This is a genomic window from Halioglobus sp. D3-4, assembly GCF_055809315.1.
Window position 1 is genome coordinate 1,519,582 of sequence record NZ_CM147907.1, and the last position, 19,643, is coordinate 1,539,224.

General features: G+C 56.4%; 16 protein-coding genes. 10 read left to right on the forward strand and 6 right to left on the reverse strand.

What is annotated here, in order from left to right; all coding sequences use genetic code 11:
* Nucleotides 1–16: 16 nt before the first annotated feature.
* Genes cofH through npdG form a run of 5 tightly spaced genes read right to left on the reverse strand, consistent with a single transcriptional unit; the run spans nucleotide 17 to nucleotide 5,747 of the window.
* The gene (gene cofH / locus AC0L6S_RS06615; protein WP_473427631.1) at nucleotides 17–2,563 is read right to left on the reverse strand and encodes a 5-amino-6-(D-ribitylamino)uracil--L-tyrosine 4-hydroxyphenyl transferase CofH; all 2,547 of its coding nucleotides are present in this window, start codon (nucleotides 2,561–2,563) and stop codon (nucleotides 17–19) included.
* The gene (gene cofC, locus AC0L6S_RS06620) at nucleotides 2,563–3,294 is read right to left on the reverse strand and encodes a 2-phospho-L-lactate guanylyltransferase (RefSeq protein ID WP_473427632.1); all 732 of its coding nucleotides are present in this window, start codon (nucleotides 3,292–3,294) and stop codon (nucleotides 2,563–2,565) included. Before cofC ends, cofH begins: the two co-directional genes overlap by 1 nt.
* A 4-nt stretch (nucleotides 3,295–3,298) precedes the next feature.
* Nucleotides 3,299–4,261: a 2-phospho-L-lactate transferase gene (gene cofD, locus AC0L6S_RS06625; protein WP_473427633.1), complete on the reverse strand. Its 963-nt coding sequence runs from the start codon at nucleotides 4,259–4,261 to the stop codon at nucleotides 3,299–3,301.
* Nucleotides 4,261–5,028: a coenzyme F420-0:L-glutamate ligase gene (cofE, locus tag AC0L6S_RS06630; protein ID WP_473427634.1), complete on the reverse strand. Its 768-nt coding sequence runs from the start codon at nucleotides 5,026–5,028 to the stop codon at nucleotides 4,261–4,263. The genes cofD and cofE overlap by 1 nt, the downstream gene beginning before the upstream one ends.
* A gap of 41 nt (nucleotides 5,029–5,069) precedes the next feature.
* Nucleotides 5,070–5,747 carry an NADPH-dependent F420 reductase gene (gene npdG / locus AC0L6S_RS06635; RefSeq protein ID WP_473427635.1) on the reverse strand — a complete coding sequence of 226 codons (678 nt, stop codon included), beginning with the start codon at nucleotides 5,745–5,747 and terminating at the stop codon, nucleotides 5,070–5,072.
* A 220-nt stretch (nucleotides 5,748–5,967) separates the two neighbouring features.
* Between npdG and AC0L6S_RS06640 the strand changes: the two genes are divergently transcribed.
* The 3 genes from AC0L6S_RS06640 to AC0L6S_RS06650 all read left to right on the forward strand — a co-directional run bounded on the left by AC0L6S_RS06640 (nucleotide 5,968) and on the right by AC0L6S_RS06650 (nucleotide 12,206).
* Nucleotides 5,968–6,741, forward strand: a complete 774-nt coding sequence (locus tag AC0L6S_RS06640) for an SDR family oxidoreductase (RefSeq protein WP_473427636.1) — start codon at nucleotides 5,968–5,970, stop codon at nucleotides 6,739–6,741.
* 155 nt (nucleotides 6,742–6,896) lie between these two features.
* Nucleotides 6,897–11,018: a DUF1631 family protein gene (locus AC0L6S_RS06645; RefSeq protein WP_473427637.1), complete on the forward strand. Its 4,122-nt coding sequence runs from the start codon at nucleotides 6,897–6,899 to the stop codon at nucleotides 11,016–11,018.
* Nucleotides 11,019–11,030: 12 nt separating this feature from the next.
* Entirely contained in the window at nucleotides 11,031–12,206 is a 1,176-nt protein-coding gene (locus tag AC0L6S_RS06650; protein WP_473427638.1) for a helix-turn-helix transcriptional regulator, read from the forward strand.
* Between the two features lie 24 nt (nucleotides 12,207–12,230).
* Here AC0L6S_RS06650 and AC0L6S_RS06655 read toward each other — a convergent pair whose 3' ends face one another.
* Nucleotides 12,231–13,250: a hypothetical protein gene (locus AC0L6S_RS06655; protein ID WP_473427639.1), complete on the reverse strand. Its 1,020-nt coding sequence runs from the start codon at nucleotides 13,248–13,250 to the stop codon at nucleotides 12,231–12,233.
* A gap of 186 nt (nucleotides 13,251–13,436) precedes the next feature.
* On the opposite strand from AC0L6S_RS06655, the gene hemN reads away from it, so the two are divergent.
* The 7 genes from hemN (at nucleotide 13,437) to ccoP (ending at nucleotide 19,606) form a co-directional block, all read left to right on the forward strand.
* A complete protein-coding gene (hemN, locus tag AC0L6S_RS06660) occupies nucleotides 13,437–14,873 on the forward strand; it encodes an oxygen-independent coproporphyrinogen III oxidase (RefSeq protein ID WP_473427640.1) in 1,437 nt (478 codons plus the stop codon).
* A 71-nt stretch (nucleotides 14,874–14,944) separates the two neighbouring features.
* Entirely contained in the window at nucleotides 14,945–15,700 is a 756-nt protein-coding gene (gene fnr, locus AC0L6S_RS06665; protein WP_473427641.1) for a fumarate/nitrate reduction transcriptional regulator Fnr, read from the forward strand.
* A 119-nt stretch (nucleotides 15,701–15,819) separates the two neighbouring features.
* Nucleotides 15,820–16,422 carry a Yip1 family protein gene (locus AC0L6S_RS06670; RefSeq protein ID WP_473427642.1) on the forward strand — a complete coding sequence of 201 codons (603 nt, stop codon included), beginning with the start codon at nucleotides 15,820–15,822 and terminating at the stop codon, nucleotides 16,420–16,422.
* A gap of 59 nt (nucleotides 16,423–16,481) precedes the next feature.
* Nucleotides 16,482–17,921: a cytochrome-c oxidase, cbb3-type subunit I gene (ccoN, locus tag AC0L6S_RS06675; RefSeq protein ID WP_473427643.1), complete on the forward strand. Its 1,440-nt coding sequence runs from the start codon at nucleotides 16,482–16,484 to the stop codon at nucleotides 17,919–17,921.
* 10 nt (nucleotides 17,922–17,931) lie between these two features.
* Entirely contained in the window at nucleotides 17,932–18,540 is a 609-nt protein-coding gene (ccoO, locus tag AC0L6S_RS06680; RefSeq protein ID WP_473427644.1) for a cytochrome-c oxidase, cbb3-type subunit II, read from the forward strand.
* A gap of 15 nt (nucleotides 18,541–18,555) precedes the next feature.
* Entirely contained in the window at nucleotides 18,556–18,735 is a 180-nt protein-coding gene (locus AC0L6S_RS06685) for a cbb3-type cytochrome oxidase subunit 3 (RefSeq protein ID WP_159168154.1), read from the forward strand.
* Complete coding sequence (gene ccoP, locus AC0L6S_RS06690) at nucleotides 18,728–19,606, forward strand: cytochrome-c oxidase, cbb3-type subunit III (RefSeq protein WP_473427645.1); 879 nt, start codon at nucleotides 18,728–18,730, stop codon at nucleotides 19,604–19,606. The genes AC0L6S_RS06685 and ccoP overlap by 8 nt, the downstream gene beginning before the upstream one ends.
* Nucleotides 19,607–19,643 lie beyond the last annotated feature (37 nt).

Consider the following 19,643-nt stretch of genomic DNA (forward strand, 5'->3'; position numbering starts at 1 on the left):
TCAGCGTGGGGCCACGTCAGTTACAGGCCGCCATCAACACCACACTTTCATAGACGGAGGAATCTGCCGGCGACTGCACCCATGTCACCGGTAGTGCCTGCGGCGTGATATCGGCAGTGATGGCCTCGCCAATCCGCTTGCTACGCTGTCGCTTGCCGGCGGTAGCGCTGTGCACCTCGGCCAGGGGTGAAGCCGCAAACGCGGCCTTTTGTCGCTGCTCACCGGCATCAGCATACAGCGTCGTGCGCATCCGTGGACGGCGACCGGCTGCGCGAATACGCTCCTCCAATTGCGCTGGTGCCCACTCCTGACCGTGGTCTGAACCCGCAGCGCGGGTGATACTTTCATTCATCAGTGAACCGCCGAGATCATTGACGCCGGCGTTCAGGCACACTGCAACACCGTCTTTACCCATCTTCACCCACGAGGCCTGAATATTATCGATCAGGCCATGGAAGGTCAGTCGCGCCACGGCGTGCATCAATACCGCCTCGCGAAAACTCGGCCCGCGCCTGGCCTTGCCCTTGAGGTACATGGGCGCCTCCATATGCACGAACGGCAATGGCACAAACTCGGTGAAGCCGCCGGTGCGCTGCTGCAGTGACCGGATATGCAGCAGGTGGCTGGCCCAGTGCACGGGCCGGTCAATATGGCCGTACATAATTGTCGCCGTAGTGCGCAGCCCCTCGTTGTGCGCCGCCTCCATCACCTCCAGCCACTGAGCGGTATTGAGTTTGTCCGGGCACAGACTGGCTCGCACATCGTCGTGCAGAATCTCGGCCGCGGTTCCGGGCAGTGTACCGAGCCCGGCCGCGCGCAACTGCCGCAGAAATGCCGGAACACTGATGCCCAGCGTCGCAGCGCCCTGCCAGACTTCCAGCGGCGAGAATGCGTGAATGTGCATCGCGGGTGTCACACTGCGTACGGTGTGTACGATATCGAGGTAGGTCTGGCCGGTGTAATCGGGGTGAATCCCGCCCTGCATACAGACCTCAGTGGCGCCGCGCTCCCAGGCTTCAATGCAGCGCTGAGCGATATCCTCTGCGCTGATGTCGTAGGGCCTGCCGCGCAGGTTTTCGCTCTGCTTGCCCTTGGAAAAGGCACAGAACTGACATTTGAAATAGCAGACGTTGGTGTAGTTGATATTGCGGTTGACGACATAGCTTACTGTGTCGCCATTGACAGCTTCACGCAACCGGTTGGCCTGCGCCACCAGGTAGGCGAAATCTGCCCCGCGCGCCTCGAACAACCGCGTCACATCCTGTTCCGTCAGTGCGGCTGTCTCTGTGCAGCGCCGGACAATCTCCTGCACATCACCAGACACTGCAGATATTTGCGGCACGGTTGCCAGCAACTGCGCATCGACAGCGGGTACGGCGTGTTCCTCACCGGGCACCCAGTTGTCGCGGCGGGCAAAACCTGCGGCATCCGACTGTCGCAGCACCGCTGGCACCACTTCAGCATCCAGCCAGCGCTTCCCGTCGACAGCATACGCAGGGTAGATCGTCAGCCGCTGTTCGAGAAACTTTCCGGCCGCTGCGGTCTCTGCCGCCAACCGCTCCAAGTGTGGCCAGGGCGCCTCCGGGTTCACATAATCCGGCGTCAGTGGCGATACACCGCCCCAGTCATTGATACCCGCTGCGACCAGTTGCGGCAGCACCCCGGGGCTTAGATTGGGCGGCGCCTGAATATTCATCTGCGGGCCGAACACCAGTCTCGCCACAGCGATGGTCCAGAGCAGTTCATTCAGATCCGGCTCTGGCGCGGAGGACATCAGCGTACCGGGCTTGGCGCGAAAATTCTGTACGATAACTTCCTGTAGATGACCGTGCCGTGCATGTATCTCACGCAGCGCCAGCAGTGATTCAATTCGCTCTTGACGGGTTTCGCCGATGCCTATGAGTATGCCCGACGTGAACGGTACAGCAGCGCGTCCCGCCAGTTCTATCGTCTGCAGGCGCCGCGCAGGTTCTTTATCTGGCGACCCGTAGTGTGGCATACCCTTCTGGCAGAGCCGCTCCGACCCGGACTCCAGCATAATGCCCATGGAAGCACTCACCCGGCGCAGACCGGCGATTTCGTCGACATCCATGCACCCTGCATTGATATGCGGCAGCAGCCCCGTTTCCGACAATACCCGGCGCGCGACTTCCGCAACGTAATCCAGCGTGCTGGCAAATCCCATCTCTTGCAGCGCCTGGCGCGCCGCGTTGTAGCGCAATTCGGGTTTCTCTCCTAGCGTAAACAGCGCCTCCTGGCAGCCCATTTTTGCGCCTTCACGGCACAGTTCAAGCACATCCTCCACCGGCATATAAGGCTGTTCGATTTTTTTTGGAGTGCGCGCAAACGTACAGTAATGGCAAACATCCCGGCACAGGTGTGTCAGTGGAATAAAGACCTTGCGTGAATAAGTGATTACGTTGCAATGTCCGCGGTCGCGCAGCGCAGCTGCAATCTCCGCCAGTGCAGCGGTATCGTCTATTTCCGCCAGCAACAGCGCCTGTTGATCGCTAGGCACATTGCCCTGGCGCAAGTGCTCTTGTAATGCCTGCCAATCTGACATCAACTGTGCAATCCCCTATTTCCAGCGTCGACAGCCTCTGCGCTGTCTACCATTGTGGCCAACGCAAGCGTAATGCGTGCTCCCAGTTCAGTGTTATAAAGCAGTGCGGCGGTGTTGCTGTGAGGTCGCAAATGCAGGCTGTTCATCACCTGTTCCAGGTCTGCGGGTTCATCCACATCAACGCCGATACCGGATCTTTGCAGTATTTTGACCGGGATGCCAGCACTGCGAGCACTTACCTCATGCCCGGCACAGCTATTTATCCCAAAGCAGAATTGCGGCACACAGCGTGCGCCAAATGCCAGCAGATTGGTGCCTCTGCCCTGCTGATCGCAAGCGACAATAAGGCCGTCTATCTCGCGCTGCGCAGCCAGTGCAGCGCTGACATCCTCTCCCCTCAGCAGTGGCAGATCACAGTGCAGGACCAACAGTGGCTCCTCACTGTGAGCCAGTAACCTGGTGCTGGCGCGCTGCATAAGCGGGTTGAGACCGCAGCATTCAAGGGCATTCTCCGACCAGCAGTCGGCGCCGAATTTGGCGGCGAGCATTGCAGCACCCGGATCATCCGATACCAGGGTGATCCCGGTAATTTCGCTGTGTGCTGCCAGTACCGTCAATACATCTTCGGCCATAGCCTGCGCCAGCGCCCGGCGCTCCGAAGGCCGCAGCAAACCACTGAGGCGCGTTTTGGCCTGTACCAGATCCTTCAGCGGCAACAGTGCGCGGGCCATCGTCTCAGCCCCCCATTAAAGACAGGGTGAAACGCGCCAGGCGCTGTTTGTCTTCCCTGCTCTTCATTACTGTCGATGTCACTGCCACCTCCACGCCCAACGCGGCGATATCAGCGGCCAGTGTAGCGTCACTTTCATCGATCACGAAACAGTCCAGCAAGCCGGGATACCGGTTGCAGTAGTGCTCTGCTACGCCCCTGGCGGTTACTGGCATCGCCAATTCGGCCATCATCTTAGCTGCCGGGCCCTTCAGCGCCATACCGGCCACGATCGGCGACACCAGCACCACTGGCGCTACACTGTCGCGTAAGCTCTGCCACATGCCCGGAATTTGTAACACTGGATCGATACTGACGAACGGGTTGGAGGGGCAGACGACAATGGTCGATACGGCATCGCCGCTTAGCAACTGCATCACATATTCATTGGGCCTGGCGTCGGAAATACCCTCAAAACTGAAACCCGAGACTACGGGCTGGCACTGTTCTTTCACAAAGTAGTGCTGAAACGGCAGGTCGCGCTGTTCGCTGTGCACAGTTGTGCGCACGGGTGAATTGCACATCGGGTGAATATGGCTGGCGATACCCAGCCGCCGGGCCAGCAAATCAGTAACATCGATAAGGCTGTCACCCTGCGCAAGCCTATCGGTTCGCCACAGGTGCGTCGCCAGGTCTTTATCACCGAGGCGAAACCAGGTCTCTCCGCCCAGGCGCTGCAGTGCATCCATCGCATTCCAGCTTTCGCCTTGTAGGCCCCACCCCTGCTCTGCGTTGGCACTGCCCGATAACGTGTACAGCAAGGTGTCGATATCGGGACTGATATGCAGGCCGAGATGGCTGAAGTCGTCGCCGGTATTGACCAGCACGTGCAGCGCACCGGGCGGCAGTTCGTCGGCCAGCCCCAGCGCCAGTTTCGCACCGCCGACTCCACCGGACAGCGCCAGTACAGATTTTTCAGTGGTATTCATCAGCGGAACATGTCGCGGGACTTTTCGCGCAGCAGGCTGTCGGACCCGACATCGGCAGGTTTGAGGCAGGCTCCGCGCGCCAATACAACCGGGCAGGCTTCAGCGGCCTGCCCCATCACCAGTGAGGCGCCCGCCGCCAGTTCATCTGCCACGGCAGGTTCCGTCACCTCCAGCACATTGCCGAACATGTCCACATCCCCAATCTGGTTGTACAGCGGCAGCAGCCCAGCGGTTCCTATGGCAAGGCCCACTGTACCATTGCGCCAGGCCCTACCCATACTGTCGTTGATGATGATCTGCGGTGCCAAACCAGTCCGCTCGGCAAGGCCGCTGCGCAGTGCGCGCGCAGAGGCATCAGGGTCTTCGGGTAATAACAGTACGCGAGGGTCGCAGTCGTCCCTCACGATATTCGATTTGTCGATTCCGGCATTGGCATGCACATACCCGTTGCGATGTTCGACAATTATCACACCCGGCCGCACCCGCAGCACTTCCCTGCTCTCCTGCAAAATCAACTGCACCTGACGCGGATCCTTGTCGGCCTGCGCCGCCAGCGTCTCCGCCTCATCGCCCACGCTCACATCGGCCAATCGCACATAGCGGTTCTCAGACTTGGACACGATTTTTTGCGCTATCACCAGCACATCACCGGCCTGCAGTGACAACTCGTTGTCACCGAGGGCGGCAAAAATAAGCTGTACGAGATCGTCACCGGGTTCTACCAATGGAAAGCGCAGGAGGGGAATCAGTTCCAGTCGGGTTGTCATCTACAGCGGGGCTCCGGGAGGCGACAAAAACGCGAGGCCAATCAATCCAGCCCGCTGATTTTGATACCTGCATGACAACCGTACTGTTTGTTAATGGTAATCAAAACCGAAGTCAGGGCCTCAGCGGCGGCCGCGTTGTTGATCATCCCCGCGTGGAAACCGCGCATCCCGGCCGCTTCCACCAGCTTGATGACTTCCTCACGCGCAGCCTTCTTGTTACCGCACACCAGTACATCACATTCGAGGCCGTGACCTTCCTGCAAATGCGCAGCGGCAACATTCTGGAATGCGGAGACTACGCTGACATCTTCACCGAGCAAATCCTGGGCGATCTGCCCGGCGCTGCCCTGTTCAGGTAGCTGTACACGCGCAACCTTGGGCGGTACCAATGGCACAGTCACATCGATTAATATCTTTCCCTGAAGAGCCGGCTTCACCAGTTCCAGCGTGCCCGCCTGATGGCTGAAGGGCACCGTGAGTGTGACGATATCAGCAGCCTCTGCCGCCGCCAGATTTTCCATTGCCTGCACAGTAATTTCAGCGACGCCGCGCTCCGCCATGACCTCGCGTAAATCAGCCACCGCTGCCTCTGCCTTTTCCTGAGTCCGCGAACCGATGATGACCTGGTATCCGGCCTGCGCCCAACGACGGGCCAACCCCGTACCCAAATCCCCGGTTCCACCCAGAATGGCGAGTACTGGCAAATTTTCGGTAGTCATAGCTTCTATTCCTGATAATGTGCAGCTGCTGGCTGAAACAGCATGTGCAACCGCTTTTGGATTGAATTTCGCGTCTGGAGTTGAGCGCCCGTCGGAAATTTCCTGTCAATGGGAATTCGGTTAGGATACGCGCAGCCCGAGCATCTTATGTAAATCGTGGATTGATCTCAAGCGTGGAAAGCCGCAAGGCACACCCCGCACAAACAGCAGGAGCAACAGAATGGAAAACACGCTGAATTTTAGCGGCAAGGTAGTTATCGTCACTGGCGGCGGCAAGGGCGTTGGCCGGGGCATCACCCAGAGGTTTCTCGAAGCGGGCGCCGATGTTGTCATATGTGGCAGGGCTGAGCCGGACACCCTGCCGGAATTCGAAGGCCGCAAAGCGCTGTTTACCAACTGTGACGTGCGGGATTTCGAGCAGATCGAGGCCTGTGTCGACTTCGCTGTGCAACAGTATGGACGACTGGACGTATTGGTGAACAATGCCGGAGGCGCGCCGTACGCCGAGGCGGCAACTGCCTCGCCTCGCTTTTCGGAGTCCATCATTCGACTCAACCTCATAGCTCCGCTGAATTTCAGCCAGGTAGCCAACCGGGTAATGCAGCAGCAGGATGAAGGTGGTTGTATCATCAATATCGCCAGTGTCAGCACTATTCGTCCGTCTCCAGGGACCGCAGCCTACGGCGCCGCCAAAGCGGGCCTGGTGAACCTGGGCACCTCGCTGGCCGTTGAATGGGCGCCCAAAGTGCGCGTCAATGCGTTGGTGGTAGGCCTCACCAAAACAGAGCAGGCGCATTTACACTATGGCGACGAAGAAGGTATTGCCGCGGTCGGCGCAACCATTCCACTGGGACGGATGGCCGTACCGGAGGACATTGGCAATGCCTGCCTGTTTCTCGCATCGCCAATGGCCTCGTATGTGAGTGGCACTAACTTTGCCATCCACGGCGGCGGCGAGAAACCGGCGTTTCTGGATGCCGCCAACAGCGGATAGTAACCGTCATTTCTGAACGGCTTGCAAGACAATATCGCAAACCGCGTACCAGGCCAACCACCCATTCGGGGGGGTTGTTGTGACACTGGCAGATCAAGGTATACTTCTGCCAATGTTCGTCGAGTTTCGACCACCGCATAAAAATTCGAGGCCCAATGCCTAACGATCAGCAACAGCCCGCAAAGTTATCCGCTTCACTTGCGCTGGGCGATGAAGTGCAGCTGTCTGGACAGTTGTCGTCACTGTCTGACGGGCGCCTGCAACTGGAAACCGTACTGGATGCGGCGGCGGCTGAAGCCCTGTTCAACCTTGCAGTGGACGCTGCTATCACGCTCTCAATCACCGACACCAGCAAACTCAAGCACCCACCTGGCGATGCCAAAGTTAAAATCGCCAGACTCTATCACGACAGCATCACACTGGAGTTCGATGCATCGAACGCCGATTTATCCACGCTCTATCTGAGCGCTATTGAACAGGCACAGTCCGCCGAGGACGATACGCCTGCTGAGGCGGCCTCACCTGTCACCAACAACAAGGTAGGTGCGACAGCAGGTAAAAAACCGGCACCGGGCAAGGTGGCAACATTTGCCGCCGCCACCGTCGCGTCGAAAACGCTCGCTGCCACGGCGGAATACGCTGTTCTACTCGACAAGGTGGAAAAGCAAAGTCTGGAAAAACTGCAATCGGCACTGACACCCTTTTTCGGCGAATTGACCACCTATCTACACGAGTGCGCTTCTCGCAGCAGGCCGCGTGAAGGTGAAAAAAACTTCCACTTTGAAGCGGCTAGTTTTCTGCGCCGCCGGGCAGACAGCGTCGTTGACCGGGTCAGATTGCACATTTCAAACTACTTCCGCGATTTCACGCCGGATCACACTGAGGATCATCTGTGGCGCTATCAGATAGGCAGCGCCGACGAACTGGATCTGATAGACCAGCAGGAGTATGAAGATTTCCTCGCAATAGACCGTATGGTACTGCTTGGCGAGAGTTTGTATAAAATCTCACTGGAGGCACTGACATTGCGTCTGGCGACGCTTGTCGACCTTGACCCCAACGAAGTTCGCTCCCCCATCCATATTCGACAAATCTGCCGGGCGTTCCAGCGAGCACTACTGGATGAGGATGTCCCGCACAGTGTACTACCTGGAATTTACGACTTTTTCACCAAACATTTCATTCACGATATGGACGGCTATTACCTGCCGCTAAACACCCTCCTCGCAGAAGCAGGGATACTACCCGACATAGAGGCGGAGATAGAAAAAAGAGGCTCTCTGCTGAAGCAGGCCCCCCTCGACACGAGGCCGGAACCCCTGATCCGCAGAGACAGACCCCACAAGCCATCATCCTCAACTGCCCAATCACTCTCGGAGCCGCAACCACAATACGTATCCGAGGCGCAACTGAATGCCACGCGTGCGGCGATCCAGCCACTGACCTCCGCCATCACAGAATTGAATGAGGCCGAGAAACAACTGGGCGCGACAATGGGCGGGGCATTCAGCAATGTAAATCCCGCCAACCTGTATCGCTCGGTGGTCGACGCACTCAACTTCAAACGCGAGGCGGAGGGCCTGGCCGAGGGCCGGGTACTGGCCAAAGGTACTGCAATGAGCGGAACCTGGGACGGTGCAACGGTGGCGAGCACAGACCTTGACCAAAGCCGACTGGCTGACGCCAAGTCCATTGCCAAGGCACTCAGCGCGCTACAGCGGAATTCACAGGCGCGCGAAGCGGTGCAGCAAAGTGACTCCCTGCGCGCATACCTGGCGAGTAACAAGGACGATATTCGCGGCCTGAAAGATAGCAGCGGCCTGACTGCGGACAGCCTCAACCAGCTGGATATGGTTGACAACCTGTTCGGTACAATCAAATCCAAACTGGATGTGAGCACCGAAGTAAAACCGGCACTGGGTAACCTGCAAATCCCGCTGGCCAAACTGGCACTGCTAGATCCCCAATTTTTTGTCGATCACACCAACACCGCTCGCAACGTGGTCAATAAACTGTCCCGTCTCGCCTCCTCTGCCAACTTCCCCAACAAAGCGCTGGAAACCCGTATCAACGAGATCGTCGAAGAGATTCTCGCGGACTATGAAAACGACGACTCGGTGTTTGACGCTGCCCTTGAGAAAATCGACGTACTGACGGCTCAGCAGGAGCGCGCACTGGCGCGCAATGTCGATCGTGTGGTGCGCACGCAGGAGGGGCAGCACAAGGTGGCCGAGGCCAGGCGAGAAGTCAGCAATGTCATCAATGAACGGATCAAGCCACCGAGAGCACCGAAGGTACTACTGGACCTGATTGAGAATGGATGGCGCGACCTACTGGTACTCACGCACGTCAGGGATGGCCCCGACAGCGAGGCCTGGGCTGAGCAGGTGCGGACACTGGACGTCTTGAGCGTGTGGCTGGACGAACAGACACACGGCGATGTCGGCGACGATATGCACGTGCAGCGTAGCCTCGAAGCCGAGCCTTTTATCGACCTGATCAACCAGCAGATCTCCAGCGCCCTGCCCACCAACATCAGTCATGAGGAGGTGCTGGATACGCTGCGCGGTATTCTGGCGGGAAATATCAACATCGAATCCGCGCCCGTGGATCCAGAACGGCTGAGTCCCGGACCGGAGCCGTCCGAGGTTCGGGCAAAAGTCGATGAACTGCCACGCCTGCGGCGCTGGGTGAAACGCGTCGAGCAACTGGATTATGGCAACTGGCTGACATACCGCGATAAGAACGACACCAAAAAACGCATGCAACTCGCCTGGATCAGCCCGACACGCGACCGCTTTATTTTCGTCAACGAGCGGGGACAAAAAGTCGGCGATCTAAGTGCGATTCAGCTGGCGAGATTGCTGAGCCGCGGCGCGCAACCTCCGGCGCCGACTGACAACCTCTCTGTTGTCGACCAGAGTATGTACCACGCTCTGGAGCACGTACAAAAATCGCTCAGCTTCGCCCGCAATCACGACATGCTGACCAAACTGATCAATCGCAAAGCGTTCATGGGACAGATGCAACGCGCACTGCAGCACAGCCAGTCAAAACTCTCACAGCATGCGATCCTCTACCTGAACATCGACCAGTTCAAACTGGTTAACGAAGTATACGATCGTATTACAGGCGATCAGGTGCTGTTGGAATTTGCAAAGCTGCTGGCCCAGATGCACGGCAAGAAAGCCTCGTCTGCCAGAATGGAAGCCGATGAGTTCGCAGTATTGCTGATAGATCGAACGCTGGAGCAAGCGGCACAGATCGCGGAACAAATTCGCAGCGATATCGAAGCTAGCTCCATGGACATCGAAGGCGAGAATGTCAGTTTTACTGTTTCCGTCGGCGTGGCACCCATTCTTGAGCACAGTCCCTCCGTCGAGGAGGTCATCGAGGATGCACAGTCAGCAATGCGACACGCCAAACAACAGGGGCGGAATAAGGTAGTCACCTTTGAGGAGGAACAGAGTCGCATCAGTGACTACAAGCTCCAGAAATCACAAAGCCGGCAGGATCTTGAAAGCGCACTGGCGTCAGAACGGTTTATTCTTCGAGCGCAACCCATTGTACAAACGGCCATCGGTGATCGCAGCAGTTCCACACTGCACTATGAACTACTACTGGGTCTGCTCAACAAGGACGGATCGGTGGCATCACCGGAGGAGTTTATCCAATCTGCGGAGCGCTACGGCTTTATGACACTGGTAGACCGCTGGGTAGTGCGTGAGGCCTTTGCCTGGATCAGCCAGCTGATGGATGAGCAAAAAGTCGTCCCCAATCTATCCATCAACCTTTCGGGTGCCAGCGTGACGGACGACAGCTTTATGGAATACCTGCTGGAAAAAATCTCTGAATTCGGTGTGGGCACTAGCCGCCTGTGTTTTGAAATCACCGAGACAGGTACGATTTCCAACCTGATCAAAGCGTCCGATTTTGTGCGAGCGTTCAGGAATATAGGATGCAAGTTTTCCATCGATGACTTCGGCACTGGCCCAGCCAGTCACAATTATCTACGTGAGTTGCCCGTCGACTACGTAAAAATCGACGGTAGTTTTATCACCAGTATTCATACCAACCGCAACGACTACGCGATGGCGCGCTCCATTAATGATCTCGCGCACTTTCTGGGTCAGGAAACGATTGCAGAATCCGTCGAGAACGATGAGATCATAGTGAAGCTAGAGGAACTGGGAGTCGACTATTTACAGGGCTGGGGCATAGGCCGTCCCAAGCCGCTGGCGCACGTCACCGCCGACCTGTCCAACCTCGAGAAGTAAGCTGAACTGAAAGTGAAGCCATCCAGCCGGATCGATCAGGACTTCAGCCGTCTCATTGAGCTGATATATCGCGGCGCACTGGAGCAGCAACCGTGGCAGGCGGCCCTGCCCGCACTGCGTGAGGCAATGGACGCCCAGGTGGTGTCGCTCGTGCTGCGCCCGCCAACAGAAGACGACCAGGGCGTGATATTGAACAGTGTACGCCCTGATCCGTCACGCGCAGACTCTGATACAAGACTCGCCGACCCAAACGACTGGGAAGCCAGCGCCTACCGCGAACAGTTTTTTTCGCTGGACCCATTCGTCAACCTGCCTCCGGATAAAGTCATTGCTTTGGCGGACATACTGCCCGACAAAGAGCTGTTGAGCTCGGATTACTACCTGCACTACCTTAAACCCATCGGGCTGTTCAGAATTCTCGGCGTGGACACCACTGAGCCGGGCGGTATGCTGGCCCGATTGCGCTTCGCAAGGCGCGATACTGAATCGCGTTTCGGGAAACGGGAACGCACCCTGCTTGATGCCCTGACGCCACACCTGCGGTTGGCAATAGAGATTTACGCCAGGCTGAACCGCATGACGTCGGAAAGAGACGTCTACGCAGGTGCCGTCAATCAACTGTCGGTAGCCAGTATCATCCTCGACGAGCGTGGCCGACTACTTACCACGAATGCCGTGGGCCAGGCGCTACTCGATCAGGGTGAAGGTCTCAGCCTCCGGGACGGCTGCCTGCATATCGAAGGCAGGGATATCAACAAGGAATTACAACAGGCGCTGTCCGTTATTATCAAGGCACAATTGCGTGGAGAAACATCTCTGGTGCGCGCTCTGCGGGTACCGCGCTCGACCGGGCGCGCCGATCTGGGGCTGGTGATTCGGCCTGTGCCGGCCTCGCAGTGGAGCAAGGGGCAATCTAGCCCCTCAGTCGCTGTGTTCATCAGTGATCCAGATCTACAAGAGTCAACCTCAGGCCAGATTCTCGGGGAGTTGTTTGAACTAACCCCAGCGGAAGCAAACCTCGCCACCCTGCTGGCGCGCGGCCTCAGCCTGGCGGAGGTATCCACCGCTCAGGGCATCTCACAGCACACCGCACGAGCGCAGTTAAAATCCATTTTCGCTAAAACGGGCGTATCGCGCCAGGCAGAACTGGTCCGGCTGGTACTGAAAAGCGTGGCCTCTCTGGGCTGATCATTACACTGCGCAGGATTGCATTTACCAGCTCATGGGAATCTGATTTTTAGGAAAATTTAGCGAATCGAAGAACCAGGTTTCGATCGCATATCTGGGCTGTTCAGCACTGGAAAGCGACTGTGTTCTGTGCAGTAGCAGGTGATCAAAAAACAACAGGTCACCCTCGCGGAATGTCGGCGCCTTGATGACCTCTTCCGGGTATTCATCCAAAATCGCCTGCGCTGCAACAGTCCAGTCCATTACGCCAGAGCCGGTTCGAAACTTCTGCATCAATCTTATCGGCACAATATCCAACCCGTGCACGTCATAACCGGGCCCACAATTCGACAGGGGTATCCAGCAATTCAAACTGGCTATCTCCTCCCCCATAAAGGCACCATCCTGATGAAAATCGATGGGCTCGGCCGGCGACTGCGATCTTCGCAACGTCCACTTGAAAACGGACACACAGGGTGTGTTACCGAAATAGTCGCGCAGCAGGGTTTTCATCGACTTCCGCTCAAACAGATCGAGAAGTTTCTCGACCACATTCGGCATTTTCACTGTCAGGATCGATCCGCCAAGGCCGAGAGAGCGCCCCAGTTTTGCCCCGTTGGAAACGGTATTCGCATAGGTAGGATTGGATTTCTTCTTCATCGCGATGCTGTCGTTTGTTTCTTTTAGCACCGGGGTGATATCGCATTGTTTAGTCAAATATCGCCCGAGTCGGCCACGGCCACGAGTTCTTACGGAAAAAGAGTAGTCGATATACGATTTCATCGTTTTCACGTCATTCTGATCAAAAAAATTCCTTACGATGACACACCCACTCTCTCGCATCGACTGCTTCAGGAATTCAACCGTGAGTTCTGATGCTTCGACTTCAGGCACACGGCAACTGGCCACCGAGATGGTGTCGGTTCGCGCGTCAATGACACGTTCTGAGGGCTGTGACTCTAATTCCTTGAAGGAGAGAATCCTGTTATTGAGGCGCGACAGGTATTTGTTTCTACTGAGAAGATGATCGCCATAAAGGCTCAGCTTCCGGATGAGATTGGACACAATTACGCTTCGCTCTCGGGAATTCACTAATCGCGCGGAGTCTATTACAGGTATGCGGTAGGCACAACTTGTGGGAACCAGAGTTAGCCAGGACTTTAGCCTGTTGACCTGAATCAACGAAACGATTCCGATCCCCTGTTATTGTCAGGCCTTCGTCGCTACCAGACATGACAAACTGAGTTGGACATGGCGCAATTGCCCACGGATGTGAGCCACCTTGACCGGACAGCCTCTGAGATTCTGGCTGGGCGTGCACTGGCAGAAAAGTATAGCTGTCAGGGGCCTCGCTATACCTCCTATCCCACCGCGCCACAGTTTCGCGAGGACTTTCCCCACGACCAATACACGCATTGGCTGTGCAATAATGACGAGCGTAAAACCGCGCCACTGTCACTGTATGTTCACCTGCCATTCTGCCATGACATTTGCTATTACTGCGGATGCAACAAGGTCGTCACACGCGAGCAGTACGCCGTTCGAAACTACCTGCGTCGCCTCAAAATAGAGGTGGAACACCAAGCTTTTGTGGTCGGCAGTAGTCGACCCGTGACCCAGTTGCACTGGGGTGGCGGGACGCCGAACTACCTGGACAACGGCGAACTGACCGAGCTGATGCACCTACTGGCCAGTCACTTCCGCTTGCTCGACAGCGGCTACCGGGAATACTCTATTGAGATCGACCCCAGAGTAACGGACTTCGATACCATCGCTCTGCTCAAGGGCCTGGGTTTCAATCGCATCAGCCTCGGGATACAGGATTTTGATCCCCTCGTGCAAAAAGCAATCAATCGCATTCAGCCTTACGAACAGGTTGCGCCATTAGTTGAGAACGTTCGCTACAACAACTTTCGCTCATTGAGCTTTGATCTGATTTATGGCCTGCCCCATCAGAGCCGCGAAACCATAGGTGATACGCTGGAAAAGGTTATTGGCCTGAAGCCTGATCGCATCGCCTGCTACAACTATGCCCATATGCCGCAACGCTTCAGCAGCCAGCGCGCGATAGACCGATTGGCCCTGCCAACACCGGATGAGAAGTTACTGATGCAATGTATTATCAGCCAGCGGCTGCAGGATGCTGGTTATCTCCATATCGGCATGGATCACTATGTATTGCCTGAGGACGAGCTGGCCATCGCGCAGCGCGAAGGACGTTTGCAGCGTAATTTTCAGGGCTATTCGCTCAATATCGCCGAAGATATGTTGGGGCTCGGGGTTTCCGCGATCAGCCAGTTGGGTGATTTCTACCTGCAGAATGAGCGCGACCTCGCCGCTTACTACGAGGCGATTGATCAGGGCAGGCCCACCGCGTACCGCGGTTTTAAAGTAAGCCGTGAGGACAAACTACGACGGTTTATCATCATGAGCCTGATCTGTGAACTCAAGCTGGACATTACCGAGTGCAATCGCTGCTTTGGCGTCGACTTTAACGCGAGGTTCCGGCGCGAAATCGACAGGATGCGCCAAATGGAAACGGACGGCCTGCTGCAGATAGGCTCCGATGAAATCCTGATAACGGAACTCGGTAGACCCTTCCTGCGCAATATATGCATGCTGTTTGATGCCTATCTGGATACCCGGGTAATCGACGCTTCTGCAAAAACCTTTTCGGCGACAATTTAACGACTATGGATAGTTTAGCCTACACTGGAAATCCTCTATACTCGCCCCTACGCTATGTAGGGAAAAGCCCGATGACTTCCAACATCTCAACTCCAGCCGATGAAGAGTTCATACCCTGCCAGCACGAGTACCGGGTGAACTGCGGAAACTGCCGTCTCAACAGTATATGCCTGCCCCTCACCCTGGAAGATGACGACATCGTTCAATTGGACGATATTATCCAGCGCAGCAAACCATTGCAGAAGGGGCAACACCTGTACCGTGAGGGCGACGAATTTCAATCTGTGTACGCCGTGCGCTCCGGCACGCTAAAAGCCTACAAGACAACCGATGACGGCCGCGAGCAAGTCACGGGGTTCTACTTTCCGGGCGAAATCGTCGGCATGGATGGCATCAGTAAGAATGTGCACGATTCATCGGCAAGAACACTGGAAACTTCTGCCGTGTGCGAAATCCCGTTCAGCTCCCTGTCCAGGCTCAGCACCCTGATGCCAAACCTGCAGCACCACTTTTTCCAACTGATGAGCCAGAGAATCACTGAAGATCAGGTGTTAATCACACTACTTAGCAAAAATTCCGCCGATGAACGTGTCGCGGCCCTGTTGCTCAGCATCTCCACTCGCAATGCGCGCCGCAAGTTGAGCGCTACCCATTTCCGCCTGCCGATGTCACGGGTCGATATCGGCAACTATCTGGGATTGACAGTAGAGACCGTGAGCCGTGTTTTCAGCCGCATGCAGAAGCTGGCGATTCTTCGTGTCGATAACAAGGAGATCGAAATCCTTGATGCCCAGGCCATGCGAGCTATGGCGAATGTAGCCAACTGAGTACACATGCAAACCACGCTTCTCAATCAACTCTGCCCGCACCAAATACCGATGTTACTCGGTAGAACAAAACGGCATTGTCGTCAAATAAAAACTCCAACGAGGGAGATCTGCCCCCAATGATTCAGCATACCTTTGGTTTATTGGTCAGGCCCACTACACAGTGGCACACCGTTGCCGCAATGAGTGAGAATACCCTGCGTACTCTGCTTCTCTACCCGTGCCTGCTCGCAATACTGCCCGCTGTTGCATGGTATTACGGCACCACAGAAATAGGCTGGACAGTCGGCGATCACGGCGAAACCATACGCCTGACACGTGAAAGCGCTCGCCAGATATGTATCCTCTTTTACCTGACCATGCTCGCGTGTGTCGCGATCATTGGTTATTTCGTGCACTGGATGGCGGCCACCTACGGGGCGGAATCCAGTACTGTGCGGGGCATCGCGATTATTGGCCTGACGGCTACGCCGCTGTTTCTCGCTGGCGCGGTCGGTTTCTACCCGGTGCTGTGGCTGGATATGCTGATCGGCGTCGTCGCTGTCAGCTGGTCGGTGTACCTGATGTATCTTGGAATACCCATTGTGATGAAAATCCCCGAGGAGCGCGGCTTTCTGTTTTCCAGCGCTGTTTTGGCCATCGCACTGGTCATTCTGATCTGTTTGATGGTCGGTTCTGTGATCCTCTGGGATTTCGGCGCCGCACCGGCGTTTACCGATTGAGCGGGCGCTACGGATAGCGCTGCCACTACCTTGCATACTTTTTATATTGGAATAGAACCATGAGCGAGCTCAACACTGCACTGGAACACCCCACATACAACTACAAGGTGGTGCGCCAGTTCGCCGTCATGACGGTGGTTTGGGGTATTGTCGGCATGTTGGTAGGTGTGCTGATTGCAGCGCAGTTGGCTTGGCCTGCCCTGAACTTCGACCAGCCGTGGCTGCACTTCGGCAGACTGCGACCGCTACACACCAACGCCGTTATTTTTGCGTTCGGCGGGTCGGCGCTGTTTGCAACCTCCTATTACATCGTGCAACGCACCTGCCAGACGCGGCTGATGTCCGATGGCCTGGCGGCCTTTACATTCTGGGGCTGGCAACTTGTCATTGTTGCTGCGGCGATTACCCTGCCCATGGGTATCACCACCAGCAAGGAGTACGCTGAGCTCGAATGGCCGATTGATATCCTCATTGCGGTGGTCTGGGTGGTCTATGCGATTGTCTTCTTCGGCACCATCATGAAGAGGAAAACCTCGCACATCTATGTCGCGAACTGGTTCCTCGGTGCCTATATCCTCGCCGTTGCAGTACTGCATATCATCAACAGTATGGAAATCCCCGTCGACATGACCAAGTCCTACTCGGTCTATGCCGGTACAGTGGATGCGATGGTGCAGTGGTGGTATGGGCACAACGCCGTCGGTTTCTTCCTGACTGCGGGATTTCTGGGGATGATGTACTACTTCGTGCCCAAGCAGGCTGATCGGCCGGTATATTCCTACCGCCTGAGTATCGTCCACTTCTGGGCACTGGTCGCCGTATACATCTGGGCCGGCCCGCACCACCTCCACTATACCGCACTGCCCGATTGGGCTCAGAGCCTGGGCATGGTGATGTCCATCATACTTCTGGCACCGTCATGGGGTGGCATGATCAACGGCATGATGACGCTGTCCGGCGCCTGGGACAAACTGCGCACCGACCCCATCCTGCGCTTCCTGGTGGTGAGCCTCTCCTTCTACGGTATGTCGACGTTCGAAGGCCCGATGATGTCGATCCGCACGGTGAACGCCCTGTCGCACTACACAGACTGGACTATCGGGCATGTGCACTCCGGTGCGCTGGGCTGGGTGGCGATGATATCCATCGGTTCCATCTACCACTTGATACCCATCCTGTTCGCGAAGGAGCGAATGTACAGCGTATCGCTGATCAACACGCACTTCTGGATGGCAACCATCGGCACAGTGCTCTATATCGTATCCATGTGGGTGAACGGTATCCTGCAGGGCCTGATGTGGCGCGCCTATAACCAGGACGGCACACTGACCTACAGCTTTGTAGAGGCCGTCGCGGCCAGCTATCCGGGCTATGTAGTGCGCTTTATCGGCGGTGCCATATTCTTCAGCGGCATGCTGGTGATGGCCTATAACGTCTATATGACAAGCCGGCGGGACGTGGAGCCCCTGGCTGCACCCGCAACAGCGAACGCGGCGTAAGGAGTAGATCATGAAGCATGATGCAATCGAAAAAAATGTCGGCCTGATGATCATACTGACGCTGGTGGCACTGAGTTTTGGCACGCTGGTGGAACTGGTACCGTTGATGTTTGCCAAGGAAACGCATGAGCCGATCGCTGGCCTCAAACCACTTCCGGCGTTGGAACTGGAAGGCCGCGACATCTATATCCGCGAGGGCTGCAACAACTGCCACTCGCAGATGATCCGCCCCCTGCGCGCGGAGACTGAGCGCTATGGGCACTATTCAGTCGCCGGCGAATTCGTGTACGACCACCCCTTCTTATGGGGCTCCAAGCGCACCGGGCCTGACCTAGCGCGCGTTGGCGGGCGTTACAGTGACGACTGGCACCGCGCCCATATGTACAACCCGCGCGATGTTGTTCCGGAATCCAATATGCCGGCGTTCAAGTGGCTTTTCGATAACGAGATCGATGCACAGCGCACCCCGAAAAAAATGGCGGCACTGTCCAAAGTGGGCGTGCCCTACACAGAAGAAGATATCGCAGGGGCATCAGCAGCGGTCGAGGGTAAAACTGAAATCGATGCACTTGTCGCCTACCTTCAGCAGCTCGGTACGCTGCTGCAATCACGACGCTAATGCAAGGCTGATCTGATGGACATCAATGATCTGAGAGGCCTGAGCACTGCATTCCTGATGTTCGCATTCATCGGTCTGTGCTTTTGGGCGTATAGCAAGAAACGCAAAAAATCCTTTGATGAGGCGGCGAACCTGCCCTTCGCAGACGAGGAGATGAACCAGCGCACGCTGCAGGAGGAAGAGAAGAATGACTAGTTTCTGGAGCCTATGGATCATTGTGCTCACCAGTATCACCATAGTAGGCATCACCTGGATTCTTTTCGGCAACCGCAAGCGGGAACAGCGCCAGACCGAGCGGACAACCGGGCATGTCGCCGATGGCATTGAGGAGTACGACAACCCCCTCCCCGCCTGGTGGTTCTACATGTTTGTCATGACGATAGTCTGGGGGATTGGCTATCTGATCATTTATCCCGGCATGGGCAACTATCCGGGGCTTATCGGTTGGACGCAGGTCGGGCAGTACGAAGAACAGGTGTCTGTGGCCGATGAAAAGTACCGTGCGATGCGGGACCGGTATCTGGCCCTCCCTATCGAGGAAATTGCCAGCGACCCGGCCGTGCGCAAAATGGGTATGCGGATGTTTTCAAACAACTGTGCGCAATGCCATGGTGGCGATGCCCGCGGTAGTTATGGTTTCCCCAATCTCGCCGATAACGATTGGCTGTTTGGCGGCACGCCCGCCGATATCAAAACCAGTATCACCGCAGGTCGACAGGGCTCCATGCCTGCATGGGGCAGCGTGATCGGTGAGAAGGGCGTTACCGACGTAACCGCATATATCATGTCAATCAATGGCCGCGATGCCGACGAGAAGAGCGTCAACGCTGGCGAGAAGGTGTTTCAAACCTACTGCGTGGCCTGTCACGGGGCGGATGCCTCGGGCAACACCGCAATGGGCGCGCCGAATCTGAAAAATGGTATTTGGTTGTACGGCGGCAGCGCAGAGCAAATCAGCCACAGCATACGCGCTGGACGCGGCGGTGTGATGCCCGCCCACGCCGACACACTAAGCGAGGACAAGATTCATATCATCGCAGCCTATGTTTATGGCCTGAGCCAGTAGGCTGGGTTTCAGGCCGCGGCACGCACACTCGCAAGAG